Here is a 19,984-nt window from a genome sequence, read left to right as displayed (position 1 = left end):
CCGCCACGATCGCATGAAATTGGACAATTCGCCGCCGGCGAATGTGCGACCAAACCATATGGGCAATCGACGCAGGTGTCGGATGCCGGGGAAACCGAGGGGGTATTCCAGATGCGAACGATGATCCTTGCCGCCATTCTCGCCGCCACGCCTGCCGTCACCGCGCCCGCCGCCGCCCAGACGCCCGCGCCGCAGGCCGGCGCCGCGCTCGATCCCGAGGCGGCCGAAGCGCTGAACCGCATGGGCGCCTATATGCGCACCCTCAAGAGCTTCGAGGTGAAGTCGGACGCGACGTTCGAGCGGGTCTACGAGAATGGCCAGAAACTGCAGTTCGGCACCGTCACCACCTATCGGGTGAAGCACCCCGACCAGCTGCAGGCCGAGATCGCCACCGACCGCAACCAGTGGAAGATCTTCTACAACGGCAAGCAGCTCTGGCTGGTGGCCCCCAACAGCTCGAAATACACCACATTTTCCGTCAGCGGATCGGTCGCCGACGTGCTGACCCGCGCCCGTGACAATTGGGGGCTGGATTTCCCGCTGCAGGATCTTTTCCGCTGGGGCTCGCCCACCGCCACGGTCGAGCAGCCGTCTTCCGGCTTCAAGGTCGGCGACACCACGCTCGGCAACACGCCGGTCACGCAATATGCCTTCCGCCAACCCGGAATCGATTTTCAGATCTGGATCGTGAAGGGCGAGCAGCCGCTCCCCGCCAAGATGGTGATCACCAATCTCGACGTGCCCGAGCAGCCGCAGTTCGTGACCCGCTTCACCTGGAACCTGAACCCGGAGCTTCCGTCCGGCAGCTTCAGCTTCCACCCTTCGTCCAGGGATCAGCGCGTCACCTTCGGCGCCGATGCCGCAGCCGAAAAGTGAAAGGACGCAGCATGAAGCTTCTCGCAACGATGGCCGGCGCGCTGGCGCTGACGATGTCTCTGACGATGTCTCTGGGCACCTCCGTGGAGGCCCGCCCCTCCCAGGCCGGCCCGGCGCAAGCGGGCAAGGTGAAGGCGCAAAGCCGCAGCAGCGTCAACACGCGGCCGCAGCACCAGGTCAGCAACCAGCAGGCCTACAAGGCCGGCAAGGCGGCGGGCGGCCGGCAGCAGCGCGACGTGGTCGTGGTGGGGAACCCCGGCCACGGCCATTATGACAACGGCCATTACAACGGCCCGCGCGACTGGGACGACGATGACAATGAAGTGCTGGAATTCATCGGCAAGACGGCCGCGGTGACGGCGGGCGTTTCGGTGGTGACGGCGGTGATCGGCGAAGTGGTGAAGGACCAGCCCTCCGGCTGCCAGCCGGCCAATATCGGCGGGCAGCAGTATCTGAACTGCAACGGCACCTTTTACCAGCCCGTTCCCAACGGCTATCAGGTGGTCGCCCCACCGCAATAAGGTCTGGCCGCAAGGGGGAGGAGCCGAGATGGACATGCTGACGCTCATCAAGCTGGCGCTGCTCTCCAGCATCATGCTGGTGGTGCTGTCGTTCGGCATGGGCACATCGCTGAAGGAAGCGACGGCCTTCCTTCGCCAGCCGGCGCTGGCCGGCAAGGCGATGCTGTCGATGTTCCTCATCCTGCCGCTGTTCGTGCTTCTGATGGTTGCGCTGTTTCCGCTGAAACCGGCCGTGGTCTTCACCCTGCTGGCGCTGGCGGTCTCCCCCATGCCGCCCGTCTATCCGGGCAAGGCGCAGCAGCAGGGCGGCGGCGACAGCTATGTGATGGGCCTGTTCGTGCTGGCGACGGCAGTCTCGCTGATCGCCGCGCCCATCCTGCTGACGCTCGACGAATATCTGCTGGGCATGCCCTTCCCCTTCGAGATGCTGCCCGTCCTGCGGACTCTCATCCTCACCATCGCCGCGCCGCTGGCCGTCGGCCTGTTCATCGCCGAGCGCTTCCCGGCCGTCGCCGACAAGCTGCGCCCGCCGGCCGCCGCGCTGGGCAAGGGCCTGCTGCTAGTGTCGGCGCTGGCGCTGCTGCTCGGCTCCTGGAAGGCGATGCGCACCGCCGTCGGAGACGGCACTCTCCTCGCCATTTTCGCCATGGTGATCGTCGGACTGGCGTCCGGCTATCTGCTGGGCGGGCCGGGCAAGGGCAATCGCGCGGCGCTGGCGACCGCAACGGCGCTTCGCCACCCCGGCGTGGCGCTGCCGCTGGCCGCCGCGGCTGCCGTCCCCACCGACAGGCCCGCGGTTCTGGGCACGGTGCTTCTCTACCTGCTGGTGAACGTGGTCGCCGGCGGAATCCTCAACCGCAGACTGCAGGCCTGATTAACTTTTCGGTCGGGGCCGCCGAAGCCCCGCAGAAGCCCATTGTCACTTCCACCGGATTCAGCCTATCTGAAGTCATGGTGGGGCGAAGCCAGCTACTGCAGGGGCTGTCGAAGCTTTCCGCGGAAGGGCGCGAACTTCTGTCGGAAACCGGCTGGCTTTCCCGCATGCCGGAGGAATTCCAGGACGCTGTCTTTTCCATCATGGTCTTCCGCAGGGCGCCGGCCGGGCTGGAGTTCGCCCATGCCGACGACAGGAACCCCGGCCTCGTGGGCATCGCCAGCGGCTGCGTCGAGATAGGCTTTGCCGAAGGGCATCCGGAAACGCGCTCGATGCATCTCGCCTATACCGGCTTCTGGTCCGGCTACAAGACGCTGCTGGGCCAGCCCCGGTATCTGTCGCTTCAGGCGCGGACCGACGTGCTGTGGGGCATGGCGACCCGCGCTTCCATGGAACGCATCCTGAGGGAAAATCCGCAATGGTGGCGGCATATCCTGGTGATGGCCGACGAACTGGTGAATGTGGCGGCCTCGGGCTTCGCCGACCTCACCCGCCAATCCAGCGAGGTGCGCGCCATCGCCGTGCTGCTGCGGCTGGCGGATTGCCGTTACCGCGATCCGCCGGAGGATCTGGAGGCCGAAATCCGCATCAGCCAGACAGATCTCGCCGCCATGTCGGTGATGTCCCGCAACACCTTCAATTCCATCCTGAACCGGCTGGTGGAGCAGGGGCTGCTGGAAATCGGCTACCGCAGCATCATCCTGAAGAATCCCGCCGCGCTTCGCGCGATCGTGCACGCCGACTATTGAGCCCGCTCTTCCGGGCCGGGCGCATGCACGACGCAGCGGAAGCCGACATGACTCATGCCGGAATCGATGCTCTGCGCGTGGCGGGCGGCCGGGCGATAACGGCGGCAATAGCTGGGCGCGCACAGATGCGAGCCCCCCTTCAACACCTTGCGCGGAATCGGCACCGACGGCGCCGCCGGGTCATAGCTGGCCTCCAGCATGGCGCCGCGCGGATCGACGGGCGCACAGCAGGCCCTCTTGGGAAACAGCAGATGCCGGTCGGCATACCAGTCGGCGGTCCACTCCCAGACATTGCCGATCATGTCGTGCAGGCCGAAGCCGTTGGCCGGATAATGCCCGACCGGAGATGTGCGCACGAAACCGTCCTCGGCGGTGTTTCCATGCGGAAACTCGCCTTGCCAGACATTGGCCATATGCCGGCCCTCCGGCTCCAGCTCCCGGCCCCAGGCGAATTCCAGGCCGCTGTTGCCACCCCAGGCGGCATATTCCCATTCCGCCTCGGTCGGCAGCTCCTTGCCGGCCCAGCCGGCATAAGCCTCCACATCCGCCCAGGCGACATGCACGACCGGATGATCCAGCAGTTCCTCGATGCCGCTTCCCGGGCCGGTCGGATGGCGCCAGTCGGCGCCCGGCGTCCACGCCCACCACTGGCTCCAGTCGTCCAGGCGGACCGGCCCTTCGGTCGGCGTGAACACCAGGCTCGCCGCCACCAGCATCTCGGGAAGCGCGCCGGGATAATCGCGGGGATCGGGCACCTGTTCGGACACCGTCACATATCCGGTCTCCGCCACGAAACGGGCGAACTGGCGGTTGGTGGTGGGCGCGAGGTCGATCCAGAAACCGGATACCACCACATCATGCGCGGGCGCTTCCTCGCGATAATGCACGTCAGAGCCCATGCGGAACGTCCCTCCGGGAATCCAGACCATGCCATCGGTCACGGACTGGAGGGCCGTCATCAGTAGACCCATTGCACGCGCGAGAGGATCGTGTCGGTCTGGCCGCGCACGCCCATGCGGTCGAGCCAGACATGCCCCCAGGCCAGCCCCAGCTTCCAGCGGTGCGTCGCCCACCAGTTGACCCCCAGATCGGTGCGGCGGAAGCGGCCGCCGTCGATCGGGCCGTCGCGCAGATCCACATCCGAATAGCGGACCACCAGTTCCGGCGCCCCCCAGCGTCCCTTGGGAACGACGCGGCGGGCATAGCCGACATTGCGGTCATAGGGCCGATGGTCCCCGGTCAGGATCCAGTTGCCGGCCAGATACCAGCCGGTGAAGCGCGGGTTGCCGCTGGCGGGCGCATCGACGTCGGCCACGACATATTCGCCCAGCAGCCCGAAACCGTTGAGGGAAAGCAGCCCCTCCACCCCCAGGTGCAGCGCCCCGTCGGCCGTGAACTTGCCGGTGTCGACGAAATAGTCGGAGACATTGCTGCCGGGCCGCCCCCGATACCGCATCTCGCCCTTGGCCGCGACATGGCGGGCCGAAAGGCCCAGATGCAGATAGCGCCCCGCATCCTCCGGCGCCCAGAGGAGGGCGGTGATCCGGCCGCTCGCGTCCACGCCCCGCCGTTCCTTCGCCCCTATGTCCCAGTCGTCGTTATAGACGCCGGCGCTGAACGTCCCCCGCTTCGCCGGTCCCCAGACATGCGTCAGCTTCAGCCCGGTGTTGCGGGATATGAAGAAGGGCGAAAGCACGCGCTCCGCGCCCGGCAGGTTCGCGGCATCGCCCACCATCTCATAGGCGAAGGTCTCTTTCGTCTTGCCCACCTGCAATTTGGTGCGGCTGCCGATCGGGAAGCTCAGACTCATGTCGGTCAATTGCCACGTCGTGTCGGGGTCGCCATCGAACCCCTTATATTCGCCGCTCAACTGGAACCCGACCCGATAGCCGCCGCCGATCGAGCCGTTCAGCATCAGGCGGCCGGCCCGCAGCTCCCATTTGTTCCTCTGCTCGCCCATCTGCTGCAGGCTCGCCTCGTCCTGGCTGAAGCCCGTATGGTCCAGCAGCACCACCAGGCCGGGCTTCACCTCGAAGAAGCCCGGCTCGTCCGGCTTCAGGTCGGGGACCGGATCGGGAACGGCATAGCCAGCGGACGCCGGCGTGGCGACGGCCTCGCCCGTGGCCGTTCCCATGGGAGTCTGCGTGGACTTGGTCGCCTGCCCGAAGGCCGCCACCGACAGGCTGAGGCAAGTCAGCGACACCAGGCATGTCGAAAGCCGGCGGCCCGAAGCGACCATGCTCAACGCCCCTCGAGCCCCGAACGGCCCTCGCCGCGCTTCTCGCTATAGGATTCGATATCCTTCACCAGGAAATAGTTCAGGAATGTGCGGACGGCGGCGATGGCCGCCAGCATGCCGATGGAATCCCAGCTCGGCGCGATCGCGGTGCGGATGATGTCGGCTGCAAGGGCGAATTCCAGCGCCAGCACGATCCACAGCGCGAAGCGGAACCACACTTCGCGGCGGACGCCCTGCCCCATCCCCCGGGTCGCGATCGCCTTCACCGTCCCAACCACGGCCTCGAGCGCCGCATAGGCCAGCAACAGCACCACGATCGCCTCGATGCCCAGGGCTACGAAGCCCGCGACTTCCTGGAATGTCTCTTCTACCATTTACGCCTCCGCCCCCTGCCCGCCTGAACATAGCGAAGGCAGAAAGCCGCATTGCTTGAAACTGGGCAATCCCTCCCCAGGCCCTGCAATAGGGTCGAGGCCTGTGCCGCAGGCGGCACCTGAGCAGCAACTGCATGGGGGAGGAAACCGACATGGCCTATGAGGATCTGGACCAGAACACGCGCATGTCCTCGATGCGGACGACCGCCAGCTTCCAGCGCACGCGCCTCTCGTCCGACCGCACGCTGATGTCCTCGATGCGGACCTCGCTTTCGCTGATCGGCTTCGGCTTCACCATCTTCTCCTTCTTCCGCTCGCTGGGCCGCGACCATCTGCTCGGCCCGAATGTGCCGGAAACCGCCCCCGCCCTTTTCGGCCTTTCGCTGGTGACGCTCGGCGTGCTGGTCCTCGCGCTTGGAATCGCCGCCGATTACCGCTTCAACGCCAATCTCCGGCGCCAGCGCGACGGCTTCCTTGCCGAAGGCATTCTGCGCCCGGACGATCTCTACCCGCGTTCCTGGGTGCTGCTGATCGCCTTCCTGCTGCTGCTGGTGGGCCTTGCCGCCCTCTTCAGCATCCTCGTCAGCTTCATCGGCTGAACNTCCCCCCCCCGGCCTCTTCATTCGCGATTTCGCCGCCTCAGCCGGCGCCGGAGGCGCCATAGGTCAGCTTCGACAGCACCTGGTCGAGGTTGAAGCTGGCGGCATGCTGCGCCGGCGGGAATTCCTTGAAGGTCTGCAGGAACTCGCCCACCATCGATTGCGACGGGGTCAGCATGTAGATGTGGTCGATATACCAGTCCCAATAGGTGTTCGACGTGATGTCGGCATATTCATAGGGATCGGTGCGCAGGTTGTAGAGCTTCGGCGTCCGCAAGGTCACGAACGGCTCGAACCAGATGCCGAGCTGGCCCTGCACCCGCTGCTCCATGAACACCAGCTTCCAGTTGTCGTAACGAAGCGCGCAAAGCTCGGCTTCGTCGGTGAAGTAGAGGAAGCCCTTGCGCGGGCTGGGTTCGCCCTTGGTGATGTGGCTCACCAGCGAATGCCCGTCGAGGTGCGACTTATACTCGCGGCCGCCGAGCTTCAGGCCCTTCTTCAGCTTTTCCTTGATATCCGGCTCGCCGGCCATTTCGGCGAAGGTCGGCAGCCAGTCGAGGTGGGCGGCGATGCCGTTCGACACGCTGCCGGGCTCGATATGGCCGGGCCAGCGCACCATCGCCGGCACCCGATAGGCGCCTTCCCAGTTGGTGTTCTTCTCGGAACGGAACGGCGTGGTGCCGGCATCCGGCCAGCTGTTGCAGTGCGGGCCGTTGTCGGTCGAGTACATCACGAAGGTATCGTCGGCGATGCCCAGTTCGTCGATCAGGTCCAGCATCACGCCGATCGCCTTGTCATGGTCGATCATCGTGTCGTGATAGTCGGACTGCCAGCGGCCGGCCTGGCGCTTGCTTTCCGGCTTCACATGGGTGCGGAAGTGCATGTGGGTGGTGTTGAACCACACGAAGAAAGGCTCGCCGGCGGCGACGGTCTTGCGGATGAAGGCAATGGCCTTTTCCGTCACTTCGTCGTCGATCGTCTCCATCCGCTTGCGGGTCAGCGGCCCGGTGTCCTTGATGGTCTGCCCGCCCTTGCCGTCGGCATGGCAGTGCAGCACGCCGCGCGGCCCATATTTCTTGCGGAATTCCGGGAATTCCTTCGGATCCGGATAATCCTCGTTTTCCGGCTCTTCCTCGGCGTTCAGATGGTAGAGGTTGCCGAAGAACTCGTCGAAGCCGTGCATGGTCGGCAGGGTGTCGTCGCTGTCCCCCAGATGGTTCTTGCCGAACTGCCCCGTGGAATAGCCCAGATGCTTGAGCACGGTGGCGATGGTCGGGATGCTCGGCTTCATGCCGGCTTCGGCGCCTGGCAGCCCCACCTTGGTCAGGCCGGTGCGAAGGCCGCACTGGCCGGTGATGAAGCTGGCCCGGCCGGCGGTGCAGCTCTGCTCGGCATAATAGTCGGTGAAAAGCAGGCCTTCTTCGGCAACGCGGTCGATGTTGGGTGTCTTGTAGCCCATCATCCCCTTGGTGAAGATCGACAGGTTGGATTGCCCGATGTCGTCTCCCCAAAGGATCAGGATGTTCGGTTTCTTCGCCATGGTCGCTGGTCTCCCCGGTTAAGGAGGCCAAGGGCTATCAGCCCTCAAATCGCGCCGTCGTCCAATTTTGGGCAGTCGGAAGGGCGCGCGATCAGAAAGCCGGCCATCCGCCCGATTCCGATCCGGGCCTCCCCGCTTCGCCCGGGTTGGGGACTCCTATTCCCCTCCGTCACCCCGCTTCCCCTTCGTCACCCCGGGCTTGACCCGGGGTCCAGCTTTCCCGCCAGCGTGGGAAAGAAGCGGAATCCCGGGTCAAGCCCGGGATGACGGAGAACATATCCATTACGTCCACGGAGTCTCAACCTAGGCAAACGGATATGGCGCGAGTTCGCTGCGATTCTCATCGACCGCCACCGCCCGGCCTATCGCCGGGAAAGCCCTTTGCGGACAAGTCGGGCGCTCACAGACCTTGCAGCCCGCCCCGATCGGCGTGGCGGCGGCCGGATCGCCGAGGTCCATTCCCCTGGAATAGACGAGCCGCGATGCGTGGCGGATATCGCATCCCAGCCCGACCGCGAACGTCTTCCCCAGCACGCCATGGCCGGCATTCTGGGTGCCGACCGTCCGGGCGATCCACAGATAGGTCCGGCCGTCGGGCATCTGGGCGATCTGGGTGAGCGTGCGGCCGGGTTGCGCGAACGCCTCATAGACATTCCACAGCGGGCAGGTTCCGCCGACGCGCGAGAAGTGGAAATCGGTCGCCGACTGCCGTTTGGAGATATTGCCGGCCCTGTCGACCCGGATGAAGAAGAAGGGAATGCCGCGCGCCTCGGCCCGCTGAAGCGTTGAAAGCCGGTGGCAGATGGTCTCGAAGCCGACTCCGAACCGCCGGCTGAGCTTCTCGATGTCATAGGCTTCCGCTTCCGCGGCGGCGAGGAAATCGCCATAGGGAAGGAGGAGCGCGCCCGCGAAATAATTCGCAAGGCCCACGCGGGCCAGCCGCCGCGCCTCGCTTCCGGCCAGGATGCGGTTGTCGGCAAGCCGGTCGATCACATCGCCCAGTTCCAGAAAGGCAAGCTGGGTGGCCATCTGAAACGCCTGCTGGCCTTGTTCCAGATGCGCCGAGACGGTCAATGTACGGGTCGCCGGCTCGTATCGGCGCTGGGCGGTGTCGCTCTCGCCCCAGACGATCTGCACGCCGTGCCGGTCCTTCAACAGCGCGACCAGCCCCTGATGCGCCGAACGCGGGCTGAGGCCCGCCTGCCGATAGAGCCGCTCCGCCGCTTCGTCGAGCGGCTCGACATGGTTGTGCCGGGCGTAGAAATAATCCCGGACCTGCTCGAAAGGCATGCGGGCGGGGCCGCCGCTTATCCACTCGTCTCCGAGCTGCGCGGCCATCGCCTCGCTCCGCTCGACGACCTCGCGATAGCGGCGGTGCAGCGACACCAGGGTTCTGCCCACCGCCGGCATGTTCGCCGCCAGCTCGCGGATCTCGGCCACCGAAACGGCTTCCGCGCTGTCCGAAAGCGCATCGCGCAACTCGGTGATGAGCCGCGCTTCCTCGTCTTCCGAGAAGAGCTGCACATCCACTCCGAAGACCGAATTGATCTTCAGCAGGACCGGAACCGTCAGCGGCCGCTGGTTCTGCTCGAGCTGGTTGAGATAGCTCGAAGAGATGCCCAGCGCGCTGGCCAGCTCTATCTGCTTCAGGTTCCGCTCTTCCCTCAGCCGCCGCAGCCGCACCCCCATAAAGGCTTTTCGCATATGTCCGCCTGATCTTCACAAATTTCGCAGATTTGCAGCTTTTTATCCGCAAATCTTCGCACATTCAGTTATTCCTAGCATAGCAGATATTGCGGATGTTGCGAAGCAGTGGGGATTCCTAGGGCAAGGCAACAATGAAGAAGCGCATCCGGCGGCTGATGGTCGCCAATCGTTCGGAGATCGCGATCCGCGTGTTTCGCGCGGCGGCGGAAATGGATATCGCGACCGTCGCCATCTACGCGGAGGAGGATCGCCTTTCCCTGCACCGCTTCAAGTCGGACGAGGCCTATCGGGTGGGCGTGGGGAAAGGGCCGCTGCAGGCCTATCTCGACGTGGACGACATCATCGCCACCGCCTTGCGCGCCGGAGTCGACGCGATTCATCCGGGCTATGGCTTTCTGTCGGAAAGCCCGGAGTTCGCCGAGGCCTGCGCGGCCGCCGGCCTCGTCTTCATCGGCCCCTCGCCCACCACGATGCGCCAGCTCGGCAACAAGGTGGCGGCGCGCAATCTGGCCATTTCGGCCGGCGTTCCGGTCATGCCGGCCACAGACCCTCTTCCCTACGACGCGGGCGAAATCCGCCGCCTCGCCTCGGAAATCGGCTACCCGCTGATGCTGAAGGCGAGCTGGGGCGGCGGCGGCCGGGGCATGCGCCCGATCGAAAGCGAGGAGAGGCTGATCGATGCGGTCGCCGCCGCCCGGCGCGAAGCCGCCGCCGCATTCGGCAAGGACGAGGTCTATCTCGAAAAGCTCGTGCGCAAGGCGCGGCATGTGGAAGTGCAGCTTCTGGGCGACGGCCATGGCAATCTCGTCCACCTGTTCGAGCGCGACTGCAGCATCCAGCGCCGGCATCAGAAAGTGGTGGAGCGGGCGCCCGCGCCCTATCTCGACGATGCGCGGCGCCTGGAACTGGCCGAGGCCGCGCTCAGGATCGGCCGCGCCACCGATTATGTCGGCGCCGGCACGGTCGAGTTCCTGATGGATGCCGACACGGGCCGATATTATTTCATCGAGGTGAACCCGCGAATCCAGGTGGAGCATACGGTGACCGAGGTGGTCACCGGGCTCGACATCGTGAAGGCGCAGATCCGAATCGCCGAAGGCGGGCGCATCGGCGAGGTCGGGGAAACGGGCATCCCAGCCCAGTCCGCGATCCGCCTCGACGGCCACGCCCTTCAGTGCCGAGTCACCACCGAGGATCCGGACCGCGGCTTCGCGCCGGATTACGGCCGAATCACCGCCTATCGCGGCGCATCCGGTTTCGGCCTGCGCATCGACGGTGGCACGGCCTATTCCGGCGCGGTCGTCACGCCTTTCTACGATGCCATGCTGGAGAAGGTCACGGCCTGGGCGCCCACGCCGCGCGAAGCGATCGCCCGCATGGACCGGGCCCTGCGCGAATATCGCATCCGCGGCGTGGCCACCAACCTGCCCTTCCTGGAAGCGGTGCTCGGCCATCCCGACTTCCAGTCGATGAACTACACCACGCGCTTCATCGACGACACCCCTGCCCTCTTCAACCTGCCGAAGCGGCGCGACCGCGCGACGAAACTGCTCGCCAGCATCGCCGACGTCACCATCAACGGCCACGCTGAGATGAAGGACCGCACGCCGGTGCCGACGAACGCGCGGGCCGGCGAGGCGCCGGTCTTCGGCGTCGAGACGCCGGCCGGGTCGAAGCAGCGGTTCGATGCGCTGGGCGCCGAGGGCTTCGCCAGATGGATGCGCGCCGAGCAGAAGCTACTCGTCACCGACACGACGATGCGCGACGCGCACCAGTCGCTGCTGGCGACGCGGATGCGCAGCTTCGATCTGGTGCCGGCGGCGCGCGCCTATGCCTCCGGCCTTCCCGAACTGCTCAGCCTCGAATGCTGGGGCGGCGCGACCTTCGACGTCGCCATGCGTTTCCTCACCGAAGACCCGTGGGAGCGGCTGGCGGCCATCCGCGCCGGCGCCCCGAACCTGCTGCTGCAGATGCTGCTGCGCGGCGCCAACGGCGTCGGCTACACCAACTATCCCGACAATGTCGTCCGCTTCTTCATCCGCCAGGCGGCGGAAGCGGGGATCGACCTGTTCCGCGTCTTCGATTGCCTGAACTGGGTGGAGAATATGCGCGTCGCCATCGACGCGGTGTGCGAGGCCGGCAAGATCGCGGAAGGGGCGATCTGCTACACCGGAGATCTGTTCGACCCGGCGCGCGCCAAATATTCGCTGGCCTATTATGCCGATCTGGCGCGCCAGCTCGACAAGGCGGGCTGCCATGTGCTGGCGATCAAGGACATGGCCGGCCTGCTGCGCCCGGCCGGCGCGCGGGCGCTGATCGCTGCGCTCCGCGACGTCACCGATCTGCCGATCCACCTCCACACCCACGACACCTCGGGGATCGCGGGCGCCACCCTCATCGCCGCCGCCGAAGCCGGCGTCGACGCCATCGACGTGGCGACGGACGCCATGTCCGGCACGACCTCGCAGCCCTGCCTCGGCTCGGTGGTGGAAGCGCTTCGCCACACGCCGCGCGACACCGGCCTCGACGCAGAAGCGATCCGGCGGGTCAGCTTCTACTGGGAAGGAGTCCGGGGGCTCTACGCGCCGTTCGAAAGCGACCTGCGCTCGGGCGCGTCCGAAGTCTATCTGCACGAAATGCCGGGCGGCCAGTTCACCAACCTGAAGGAACAGGCCCGCGCGCTCGGCCTCGCCGGCCGCTGGCACGAGGTGGCGCGCGCCTATCGCGAGGCGAACGACCTGTTCGGCGACATCGTGAAGGTGACGCCCTCCTCCAAGGTCGTCGGCGACATGGCGCTGATGATGGTGGCGCAAGGCCTGACGCCCGCCGATGTGCTGGATCCGGGCCGCGACATCGCCTTTCCGGCCTCGGTCGTGGAAATGCTGCGCGGCGACCTCGGCCAGCCGGTCGGCGGCTGGCCCGACGCTCTGCAGAAGAAGGCGCTGAAGGGCGAGCGGCCGATCGCCGACCGTCCGGCCGCGCATCTGCCGGCCGCCGATCTCGAGCTCCTGCGCCGCGACGCGCAAACGCTGGTCGGCCGCCCGGTCGGCGACCGGGATCTGGCGTCATGGCTGATGTACCCCAAGGTCTTCGCCGACTTCGCCCGCGCTTCGGCCGCCGCCGGCCCGGTGTCGGCGCTGCCGACTCCGGTCTTCTTCGGCGGCATGAAGCCCGGCGAGGAGATCGTCGTCGAGATCGAGCCCGGCAAGTCGCTCATCATCCGGCTTCAGGCCATCGGCGAGCCCGAGGCGGACGGCCAGGTGAAGCTGTTCTTCGAGTTGAACGGCCAGCCGCGCGTGATCCGGGTCGCCGATCGCAGCCGCGCGGTCGCGACGACGCGCCGCAAGGCCGAAGACGGCAACGACCGGCACATCGCCGCGCCTATGGCGGGCGCGGTCTCCACCATCGCGGTGCGCAAGGGCCAGAAGGTGTCGGCCGGCGATCCGCTGCTGACGCTGGAAGCGATGAAGATGGAAACCACGCTCAGCGCGCCCCGGGCCGGAGTGGTGGCCGACATCGCCGTCGCCGCGCGCGACAGCATCGAGGCAAAGGATCTGCTGCTGGTTCTGGAGTAGGGCGCGCTCCAAATCTCCAACCGCCACCACCCCGACCCAATATCACCAACCCAACCCAATGGCGTCACCCCGAGCCAATGGCGTCACCCCGGGCTTGACCCGGGGTCCAGCTTTTCCGCGCACCATAGGCTTGAGGAAGAAAGCAGGCCCCCCGGGTCAAGCCCGGGGTGACGGAGAGAGCGGGCGGGCCGTCAGGACTGCTGCGAAATGGCCTCGGGCACGATGGTCTTCACGATCGAAGCGTCGAGCGCTTCATAATCGTGCAGGCCGATCGTGTCGTAAAGCTCCTGGCGCGTCTGCATGCGGTCGACCTGCCCATGCGTTCCGCCGTCGCGCCGGATGGCGGCGTAAAGCTCGGCCTGCGCCTTGTTGGCAACGCGGAGCGAGGAGACCGGCCAGATCACCATCTTGTAGCCCATCTCCTCGAATTCGGCCGCGGTGTAGAAAGGCGTCTTGCCGAACTCCGTCATGTTGGCGAGCAGCGGCACGCCGGGCATGTCGGCGGCGAACTTCTCGAACATCTCGCGCGTGACCAGCGCCTCGGGGAAGATCGCGTCGGCGCCGGCTTCCACATAGAGCTTCGCCCGGGCGACCGCCGCGTCATAGCCCTCCACGCCGGCCGCATCGGTGCGGGCGACGATGACGATGTCGCGGCTGGCCTTCTTCGCGGCCGCCACCTTCGCCGCCATGTCGTGCGCAGAGACGAGGTTCTTGCCGTTCAGATGCCCGCATTTCTTCGGCAGGATCTGGTCTTCCAGATGCACGGCGCCGGCGCCCGCTTCCTCGAAGGTGCGGACCATGTGCATCACGTTCAGCGCCTCGCCATAGCCGGTGTCGCCGTCCACCAGCAGCGGCAGGCCGGAGGCGCGGGCGATCTGCCGGATGAAGAAGGCCACCTCGTCGACGGTGATGATGCCGAGATCCGGGAGGCCCATGGAGGCGGTCATCGCCGCGCCCGAAAGATAAAGGCCGTCGAAGCCGGCCTGCCGCGCCTGGATCGCCGCCTGGCCGTTGTGGGCACCGGGAAGCTGGTAGATGCCCGGCCGCGCCAGAGCGGCGCGGAAGCGCTTCCCGGCGCTTTCCGTCGGAAGGTCGGCGGCGATCAGATAGGGCATGCGGGTCTCCTCAGGCATGTGCTTCCCGCCGCTCGGCCAGCGGCACGAATTTCAGATTCTCCGGCCCGGTGTAGTTGGCGGAGGGGCGGATGATCTTGTTGTCCTGCCGCTGCTCGATCACATGCGCCGCCCAGCCGGAGGTGCGGGCGATCACGAACAGCGGCGTGAACATCGCGGTCGGCACGCCCATCAGATTATAGGAAACGGCCGAGAACCAGTCGAGGTTGGGGAACATCTTCTTCGCGTCCCACATCACGCTTTCGATCCGCTCGGCGACCGCGAACTGGCGGCGGGCGCCGGCTTCCTCGGCCAGCGACTTCGCCACCCGCTTGATCACCACGTTGCGCGGATCGGCGATGGTGTAGACGGGGTGGCCGAAGCCGATCACCACTTCCTTCGCCTCCACGCGGCGGCGGATGTCGGCCTCGGCCTCGTCCGGCGCGGCGTAGCGCTTCTGGATTTCATAGGCGACCTCGTTCGCGCCGCCATGCTTCGGCCCGCGCAGGGCGCCGATGGCGCCGGCGACGCAGCTGTACATGTCGGAGCCGGTGCCGGCGATCACCCGGGCGGTGAAGGTGGAGGCGTTGAACTCATGCTCGGCATAGAGGATCAGCGAGGTGTGCATCGCCCGCTCCCAGCTCCCCGCCGGCGCCTTGCCGTGCAGCAGGTGCAGGAAGTGGCCGCCGATGCTGTCGTCGTCGGTCTCCACCTCGATGCGGCGGCCGTTATGCGCGAAATGATACCAGTAGAGCAGCATCGAGCCGAGCGAGGCCATCAGCCGGTCGGCGATGTCGCGCGCGTCGGGCAGGTTGTGGTCATGCGTTTCCGGAAGGACGCAGCCCAGCGCGGAAACGCCCGAGCGCATCACGTCCATCGGGTGCGCCGCTGCCGGAATGGACTCCAGAGCGTTCTTCACGGCCTGCGGCAGGCCGCGCAGCGTTTTCAGCTTCGCCTTGTAGGCGGCCAGTTGCGTGTGCGTCGGCAGGTCTCCATGCACCAGCAGATGGGCGATTTCCTCGAATTCCGCCGTCTCGGCGAATTCGAGGATGTCATAGCCGCGATAGTGCAGATCGTTGCCCGTCTTGCCGACGGTGCAAAGGGCGGTGTTGCCGGCGGCAACTCCGGACAGCGCCACCGACTTCTTGGGCTTGAAAGCTGTTTCGGACATGAATTCCCCCTTATGTCAGAAAGTGCCGGCCGAAGCCGCCGGGCTCTGGCCGGTGAAAGGATCGGAAAGGCGCAGGCCGCGCAGCCAGGTCATGCGCGATAGCCCCGCTTGCCGGTGAGCGTGGTGAAGGTGAAACGGCCGCAGGCCGCCGTCGTCCGGCCGCCATCCTCCCGCGCGCCGGTGGCGAAAACGGAAACGACGATCGCCTGATGGTCGGCGGAGACGGACCAGGTCTCGATTTCGACATCCGGGGCGGAAAAGCCTTCGTTGACTTGCAAACCGTCGCACCTGGCGAAGCGGATGGTGCCCGCCAGATGCGAGGACGCCCGGTCGGCCGCGGCGTTCACCATCGCATCCAGAAGGTCGAGGCCTTTTTCGGGTCGGTTCGAAAGCATTTGCGCATTATCCGCACGCCCGGGACTGCGAAAACGGCTGAAAAGGCGAAGATTTGCGAAGCCAAATCTGCAAATCGGCGAAACTTGCGAAGATGGCGGAAACAGGTGCGGGCGCGGCGATCCCAGTCGCCCGCCGATCAGGCCGCGAAGGTATCCGGCAGGGGGCGCCGGACGACTGTGGCCCGGTGCAAAACAAGTCCCTCAGCGGTTCGGGAGGCTGCGGTGGCGGGCCAGAAATGCCCTCAGAAGGAGTCGCCCGGAACGCGAATCCATCCCTCCATGAGGATGCGCGCGCTGCGGCTCATGACCGCCTTCGTCACGACCCATCGACCGTCGACCTGCCGGGCCTCGGCGCCGACGCGCAAGGTTCCCGAAGGATGGCCGAAGCGGACCGCCTGGCGCTCGCCCCCGCCGGCGGCGAGGTTCACCAGCGTTCCGGGCACCGCCGCCGCCGTGGCGATCGCGACCGAGGCGGTGCCCATCATCGCATGGTGCAGCTTGCCCATCGAGAGCGCTCTCGCCAGCAGGTCGATCTCCTCGGCCGCGATCGTCCGGCCGCTGGAAGCCTTGTAGCTGGCGGGCGGCGCGACGAAGGCGATCGCCGGCGCGCGCAAGGACTTCGCCGCCTCCTCGGGCGCCTTGATGATCCCCATCTTCAGCGCGCCGATCGTGCGCAGCGCCTCGAAACGCCCGAGCGCCTTCGCGTCGCCGTTGATCGCCTCGCGCAATTCCGTGCCGGTGCAGCCAATGTCGGCCGCGTTCAGGAAGATGGCGGGAACGCCGGCGTTGATGAGCGTCGCCTTTAGCTTGCCGCCCGGCACGAGATCGTCCGGCACCTCCAGTTCGTCGACGACATGGCCGGTCGGGAACATCGACCCGCCGTCGTCGCCGCTTTCGGCGGGATCGAGGAATTCCAGCACGATCTCGGCGGCCGGAAAGGTCACGCCGTCCAGCTCGAAATCGCCGGTTTCCTGCACCCCGCCGTCCATCACGGGCACGTGGGCGATGATCGTCTTGCCGATATTCGCCTGCCAGATGCGCACGGTGCAGACGCCATTCTCCGCCCGCGCCGGATCGACATAGCCGGCATGGACGGCGAACGCGCCGGCGGCGGTCGAGAGATTGCCGCAATTGCTCGACCAGTCGACGAAGTCCTTGTCGATGGCGATCTGGCCATAGAGATAATCGACATCATGCCCCGCCTGCGTGGCCGGCGAGACGATGACGCATTTGCTGGTGCTGGAGGTCGCGCCGCCCATGCCGTCGATATGCGCGGCATAGGGATCGGGGCTGCCGATCACGCGCTGGAACAGCCGGTCGCGCGCCTTGCCGGGCAGGCGGCAGCGCTCCGGCAGGTCTTCCAGCCGGAAGAACACGCCCTTGCTGGTGCCGCCGCGCAGGAAGGTGGCGGGGATGCGGACCTGTGGAGCCGCCGGCATCAGGCGGCCTCGGCTTCGGAGGCGAGGAAGTCCTGCGCGAAGCGCTGCAGCACGCCGCCGGCCTCGTAGATCGACACTTCCTCGGCGGTGTCGAGCCGGCAGATCACCGGCACTTCCGTGGTTTCGCCGTCGCGGCGACGGACGATGAGCTTCAGCTCGGCGCGCGGCTTGCGTTCCCCTTCCACATCATAGGTTTCCGTCCCGTCCAGCTTCAGGGTCAGGCGGGTGGTGCCGCGGCGGAATTCCAGCGGCAGCACGCCCATGCCGATGAGGTTGGTGCGGTGGATCCGCTCGAACCCTTCGGCGACGATCGCCTCCACGCCGGCAAGGCGGACGCCCTTCGCCGCCCAGTCCCGCGAGGAGCCCTGGCCATAGTCGGCGCCGGCGACGATGATGAGCGGCTGGCGGCGGCCGAGATAGGTTTCGATCGCCTCCCACATGCGCATCACCTCGCCCTCCGGCTCGACCCGGGCGAGCGAGCCCTTCTTCACTTCGCCGTCCACCACGGCCATCTCGTTCACCAGCTGCGGGTTGGCGAAGGTGGCGCGCATGGCCGTCAGATGGTCGCCGCGATGGGTGGCATAGCTGTTATAATCCTCCTCGGGCACGCCCATCTTCGTCAGATACTCGCCCGCCGCCGAACTGGCGAGGATGGCGTTCGAGGGCGAGAGGTGATCGGTGGTGATATTGTCCGGCAGGATGGCGAGCGGGCGCATCCCCTTCAGCGTGCGGGGATTGGCGGCCAGCGCGCCCACCCCTTCCGTGTCCCAATAGGGCGGGCGGCGGATGTAGGTGGATTGCGGCCGCCAGTCGTAGAGCGGATCGGTCTTCCGGCCCGACTCGCGGCTGCGCGCGAACATCGGATCATAGACTTCGCGGAACTGCTCCGGCTTCACGCTTGCGGAGACGATGGCGTCGATCTCCTCGTCGCTCGGCCAGAGGTCCTTCAGCCGGATATCCCGGCCGTCGACGACTCCGAGCACATCCTTCTCGATATCGAAGCGCACCGTGCCGGCCAGCGCATAGGCGACGACGAGCGGCGGCGACGCGAGGAAGGCCTGCTTCGCATAGGGGTGGATCCGGCCGTCGAAATTGCGGTTCCCGGAAAGAACGGCGGTCGCATAGAGGTCGCGGTCGATGATCTCCCGCTGGATCTCCGGGTCCAGCGCGCCCGACATGCCGTTGCAGGTGGTGCAGGCATAGGCGACGATCCCGAAGCCGAGCTTCTCCAGCTCCGGCAGCAGGCCGGATTCCAGGAGATAGAGGCGCGCGACCTTCGAGCCGGGCGCGAAGCTGGTCTTCACCCAGGGCTTGCGGGTGAAGCCGAAGGCATTCGCCTTCTGCGCCAGCAGGCCGGCCGCCACCACGTTGCGCGGGTTGGAGGTGTTGGTGCAGCTGGTGATGGCGGCGATGATCACCGCGCCGTCCGGCAGCAGCCCCTGCTCCTCCTCGGCGACCGCCTTGTCGAGATCGACGGCGATGCCGCGCTCCTCCAGCGCCGAGGTCGGCAGCCGGCGGTGCGGGTTGGAAGGGCCGGCCATGTTGCGCACCACGGCGCTGAGATCGAATTCCAGCACGCGCTCATATTCGGCGGTCTTCAGCGCATCCGCCCAGAGGCCCGTCACTTTCGCATAATGCTCGACGAGGGCGACCTGCTCGGGCTCGCGGCCCGTCAGCTTCAGATAGTCGATCGTCTGCCCGTCGATGTAGAACATCGCGGCGGTCGCGCCATATTCGGGGCACATGTTGGAGATGGTCGCCCGGTCGCCGATGGAGAGGCTGTCCGCGCCCTCGCCGAAGAACTCGACCCAGGCGCCCACCACCCGCTCCTTGCGGAGGAACTCGGTCAGCGCCAGCACGATGTCGGTCGCGGTGATTCCGGGCTGGCGCTGCCCGGTCAGCCTCACCCCCACGATATCGGGCAGGCGCATCATCGAGGCGCGGCCGAGCATCACCGTCTCGGCCTCCAGCCCGCCGACGCCGATGGCGATCACCCCCAGCGCGTCGACATGCGGCGTGTGGCTGTCCGTCCCGACGCAGGTGTCCGGGAAGGCGACGCCGTCGCGCACCTGGATCACCGGGGACATCTTCTCCAGGTTGATCTGGTGCATGATGCCGTTGCCGGCGGGGATCACGTCCACATTCTCGAAGGCGCGCTTCGTCCATTCGATGAAATGGAAGCGGTCCTCGTTGCGGCGGTCCTCCACCGCCCGGTTCTTCTCGAAGGCCTCCGGATCGAAGCCGCCATATTCGACGGCGAGGCTATGGTCGACGATGAGCTGGGTCGGAACCACGGGGTTGACCTTCGCCGGGTCTCCGCCCTGGTCGGCGATCGCGTCGCGCAGGCCGGCGAGGTCGACGAGCGCCGTCTGCCCCAATATGTCGTGGCAGACGACGCGCGCGGGATACCAGGGGAAATCCAGGTCGCGCTTGCGCTCGACGATCTGCCGCAGCGCATCCGGAAGCAGCGCCACGTCGCAGCGCCGGACGAGCTGCTCGGCCAGCACCCGCGACACATAGGGCAGCCGCTCATAGGCGCCCGGACGGATGGCGTTGACCGCCGCGCGTGCATCGAAATAGTCGAGGTCGGTTCCGGGAAGCGGTTGGCGAAAGGCATCGTTCATCAGCGGGCATCTCTATCGGCAATCGGGGAGCAATGAACCCCTTAGACTCACGCGCGTAAGAGCAAAAACCTCTGAAACGGCGAAGATTTGCGAAGCGAAGTCTGCAAATCGGCAAATTTTGCGAAGTTG

General features: G+C 66.5%; 16 protein-coding genes. 6 read left to right on the top strand and 10 right to left on the bottom strand.

Annotated elements, in window-relative coordinates:
* Nucleotides 1-111: 111 nt before the first annotated feature.
* From L6Q21_RS08855 to L6Q21_RS08840, 4 genes are all read left to right on the top strand, one after another.
* Nucleotides 112-876, top strand: a complete 765-nt coding sequence (locus L6Q21_RS08855) for a DUF2092 domain-containing protein (RefSeq protein WP_237830381.1) — start codon at nucleotides 112-114, stop codon at nucleotides 874-876.
* Between the two features lie 11 nt (nucleotides 877-887).
* Entirely contained in the window at nucleotides 888-1,397 is a 510-nt protein-coding gene (locus L6Q21_RS08850) for a DUF6515 family protein (protein WP_237830380.1), read from the top strand.
* Between the two features lie 28 nt (nucleotides 1,398-1,425).
* Nucleotides 1,426-2,271 carry a hypothetical protein gene (locus tag L6Q21_RS08845; RefSeq protein ID WP_237830379.1) on the top strand — a complete coding sequence of 282 codons (846 nt, stop codon included), beginning with the start codon at nucleotides 1,426-1,428 and terminating at the stop codon, nucleotides 2,269-2,271.
* Between the two features lie 77 nt (nucleotides 2,272-2,348).
* The gene (locus L6Q21_RS08840) at nucleotides 2,349-3,080 is read left to right on the top strand and encodes a Crp/Fnr family transcriptional regulator (protein ID WP_237830378.1); all 732 of its coding nucleotides are present in this window, start codon (nucleotides 2,349-2,351) and stop codon (nucleotides 3,078-3,080) included.
* On the opposite strand, the gene L6Q21_RS08835 is transcribed toward L6Q21_RS08840, so the two are convergent.
* The 3 genes from L6Q21_RS08835 to L6Q21_RS08825 are packed head-to-tail and all read right to left on the bottom strand — an operon-like array spanning nucleotide 3,074 to nucleotide 5,693.
* Nucleotides 3,074-4,009: a formylglycine-generating enzyme family protein gene (locus L6Q21_RS08835; protein ID WP_237830660.1), complete on the bottom strand. Its 936-nt coding sequence runs from the start codon at nucleotides 4,007-4,009 to the stop codon at nucleotides 3,074-3,076. The genes L6Q21_RS08840 and L6Q21_RS08835 overlap by 7 nt on opposite strands.
* A 29-nt stretch (nucleotides 4,010-4,038) precedes the next feature.
* Entirely contained in the window at nucleotides 4,039-5,283 is a 1,245-nt protein-coding gene (locus tag L6Q21_RS08830) for an OprO/OprP family phosphate-selective porin (protein WP_237830377.1), read from the bottom strand.
* A 38-nt stretch (nucleotides 5,284-5,321) separates the two neighbouring features.
* Nucleotides 5,322-5,693, bottom strand: coding sequence for a DUF1622 domain-containing protein (locus tag L6Q21_RS08825; RefSeq protein WP_237830376.1), 372 nt, complete (start codon nucleotides 5,691-5,693; stop codon nucleotides 5,322-5,324).
* 134 nt (nucleotides 5,694-5,827) lie between these two features.
* On the opposite strand from L6Q21_RS08825, the gene L6Q21_RS08820 reads away from it, so the two are divergent.
* On the top strand, nucleotides 5,828-6,292 hold the full coding sequence (locus L6Q21_RS08820; protein WP_237830375.1) for a YidH family protein: 465 nt from the start codon (nucleotides 5,828-5,830) through the stop codon (nucleotides 6,290-6,292).
* 40 nt (nucleotides 6,293-6,332) lie between these two features.
* On the opposite strand, the gene L6Q21_RS08815 is transcribed toward L6Q21_RS08820, so the two are convergent.
* Together L6Q21_RS08815 and L6Q21_RS08810 are read right to left on the bottom strand one after the other, a co-directional pair.
* Nucleotides 6,333-7,832 (bottom strand): arylsulfatase, encoded by a 1,500-nt coding sequence (locus tag L6Q21_RS08815; RefSeq protein ID WP_237830374.1) that lies wholly within the window; start codon nucleotides 7,830-7,832, stop codon nucleotides 6,333-6,335.
* Between the two features lie 303 nt (nucleotides 7,833-8,135).
* Nucleotides 8,136-9,536, bottom strand: a complete 1,401-nt coding sequence (locus L6Q21_RS08810) for a short-chain fatty acyl-CoA regulator family protein (RefSeq protein ID WP_237830373.1) — start codon at nucleotides 9,534-9,536, stop codon at nucleotides 8,136-8,138.
* 134 nt (nucleotides 9,537-9,670) lie between these two features.
* Between L6Q21_RS08810 and L6Q21_RS08805 the strand changes: the two genes are divergently transcribed.
* The gene (locus L6Q21_RS08805; protein WP_237830372.1) at nucleotides 9,671-13,114 is read left to right on the top strand and encodes a pyruvate carboxylase; all 3,444 of its coding nucleotides are present in this window, start codon (nucleotides 9,671-9,673) and stop codon (nucleotides 13,112-13,114) included.
* A 191-nt stretch (nucleotides 13,115-13,305) separates the two neighbouring features.
* On the opposite strand, the gene prpB is transcribed toward L6Q21_RS08805, so the two are convergent.
* The 5 genes from prpB to acnD form a co-directional block, all read right to left on the bottom strand.
* A complete protein-coding gene (prpB, locus tag L6Q21_RS08800; RefSeq protein WP_237830371.1) occupies nucleotides 13,306-14,229 on the bottom strand; it encodes a methylisocitrate lyase in 924 nt (307 codons plus the stop codon).
* Nucleotides 14,230-14,239: 10 nt separating this feature from the next.
* Entirely contained in the window at nucleotides 14,240-15,397 is a 1,158-nt protein-coding gene (gene prpC / locus L6Q21_RS08795) for a bifunctional 2-methylcitrate synthase/citrate synthase (protein ID WP_237830370.1), read from the bottom strand.
* A gap of 89 nt (nucleotides 15,398-15,486) precedes the next feature.
* Nucleotides 15,487-15,792, bottom strand: a complete 306-nt coding sequence (locus tag L6Q21_RS08790) for a hypothetical protein (protein WP_237830369.1) — start codon at nucleotides 15,790-15,792, stop codon at nucleotides 15,487-15,489.
* Nucleotides 15,793-16,034: 242 nt separating this feature from the next.
* On the bottom strand, nucleotides 16,035-17,231 hold the full coding sequence (gene prpF, locus L6Q21_RS08785) for a 2-methylaconitate cis-trans isomerase PrpF (protein ID WP_237830368.1): 1,197 nt from the start codon (nucleotides 17,229-17,231) through the stop codon (nucleotides 16,035-16,037).
* Nucleotides 17,231-19,855, bottom strand: coding sequence for a Fe/S-dependent 2-methylisocitrate dehydratase AcnD (acnD, locus tag L6Q21_RS08780; protein WP_237830367.1), 2,625 nt, complete (start codon nucleotides 19,853-19,855; stop codon nucleotides 17,231-17,233). Before acnD ends, prpF begins: the two co-directional genes overlap by 1 nt.
* Nucleotides 19,856-19,984: the final 129 nt, after the last annotated feature.

Origin of the sequence: Sandaracinobacteroides sayramensis, from assembly GCF_022014495.1 — a bacterium.
GTDB classification, from domain to species: domain Bacteria; phylum Pseudomonadota; class Alphaproteobacteria; order Sphingomonadales; family Sphingomonadaceae; genus Sandaracinobacteroides; species Sandaracinobacteroides sayramense.
The sequence above is the reverse complement of the archived record's forward strand: the minus strand, read 5'-3'. Positions and strand labels throughout refer to the sequence as shown.

Excerpts from the sequence above, each read along its gene's own strand:
- L6Q21_RS08855 (WP_237830381.1), top strand. The coding sequence starts at position 112 with ATGCGAACGATGATCCTTGCCGCCATTCTCGCCGCCACGCCTGCCGTC.
- L6Q21_RS08850 (WP_237830380.1), top strand. The coding sequence starts at position 888 with ATGAAGCTTCTCGCAACGATGGCCGGCGCGCTGGCGCTGACGATGTCT.
- L6Q21_RS08845 (WP_237830379.1), top strand. The coding sequence starts at position 1,426 with ATGGACATGCTGACGCTCATCAAGCTGGCGCTGCTCTCCAGCATCATG.
- L6Q21_RS08840 (WP_237830378.1), top strand. The coding sequence starts at position 2,349 with ATGGTGGGGCGAAGCCAGCTACTGCAGGGGCTGTCGAAGCTTTCCGCG.
- L6Q21_RS08835 (WP_237830660.1), bottom strand. The coding sequence starts at position 4,009 with ATGGTCTGGATTCCCGGAGGGACGTTCCGCATGGGCTCTGACGTGCAT.
- L6Q21_RS08825 (WP_237830376.1), bottom strand. The coding sequence starts at position 5,693 with ATGGTAGAAGAGACATTCCAGGAAGTCGCGGGCTTCGTAGCCCTGGGC.
- L6Q21_RS08820 (WP_237830375.1), top strand. The coding sequence starts at position 5,828 with ATGGGGGAGGAAACCGACATGGCCTATGAGGATCTGGACCAGAACACG.
- L6Q21_RS08815 (WP_237830374.1), bottom strand. The coding sequence starts at position 7,832 with ATGGCGAAGAAACCGAACATCCTGATCCTTTGGGGAGACGACATCGGG.
- L6Q21_RS08810 (WP_237830373.1), bottom strand. The coding sequence starts at position 9,536 with ATGCGAAAAGCCTTTATGGGGGTGCGGCTGCGGCGGCTGAGGGAAGAG.
- L6Q21_RS08805 (WP_237830372.1), top strand. The coding sequence starts at position 9,671 with ATGAAGAAGCGCATCCGGCGGCTGATGGTCGCCAATCGTTCGGAGATC.
- prpB (WP_237830371.1), bottom strand. The coding sequence starts at position 14,229 with ATGCCCTATCTGATCGCCGCCGACCTTCCGACGGAAAGCGCCGGGAAG.
- prpC (WP_237830370.1), bottom strand. The coding sequence starts at position 15,397 with ATGTCCGAAACAGCTTTCAAGCCCAAGAAGTCGGTGGCGCTGTCCGGA.
- L6Q21_RS08790 (WP_237830369.1), bottom strand. The coding sequence starts at position 15,792 with ATGCTTTCGAACCGACCCGAAAAAGGCCTCGACCTTCTGGATGCGATG.
- prpF (WP_237830368.1), bottom strand. The coding sequence starts at position 17,231 with ATGCCGGCGGCTCCACAGGTCCGCATCCCCGCCACCTTCCTGCGCGGC.
- acnD (WP_237830367.1), bottom strand. The coding sequence starts at position 19,855 with ATGAACGATGCCTTTCGCCAACCGCTTCCCGGAACCGACCTCGACTAT.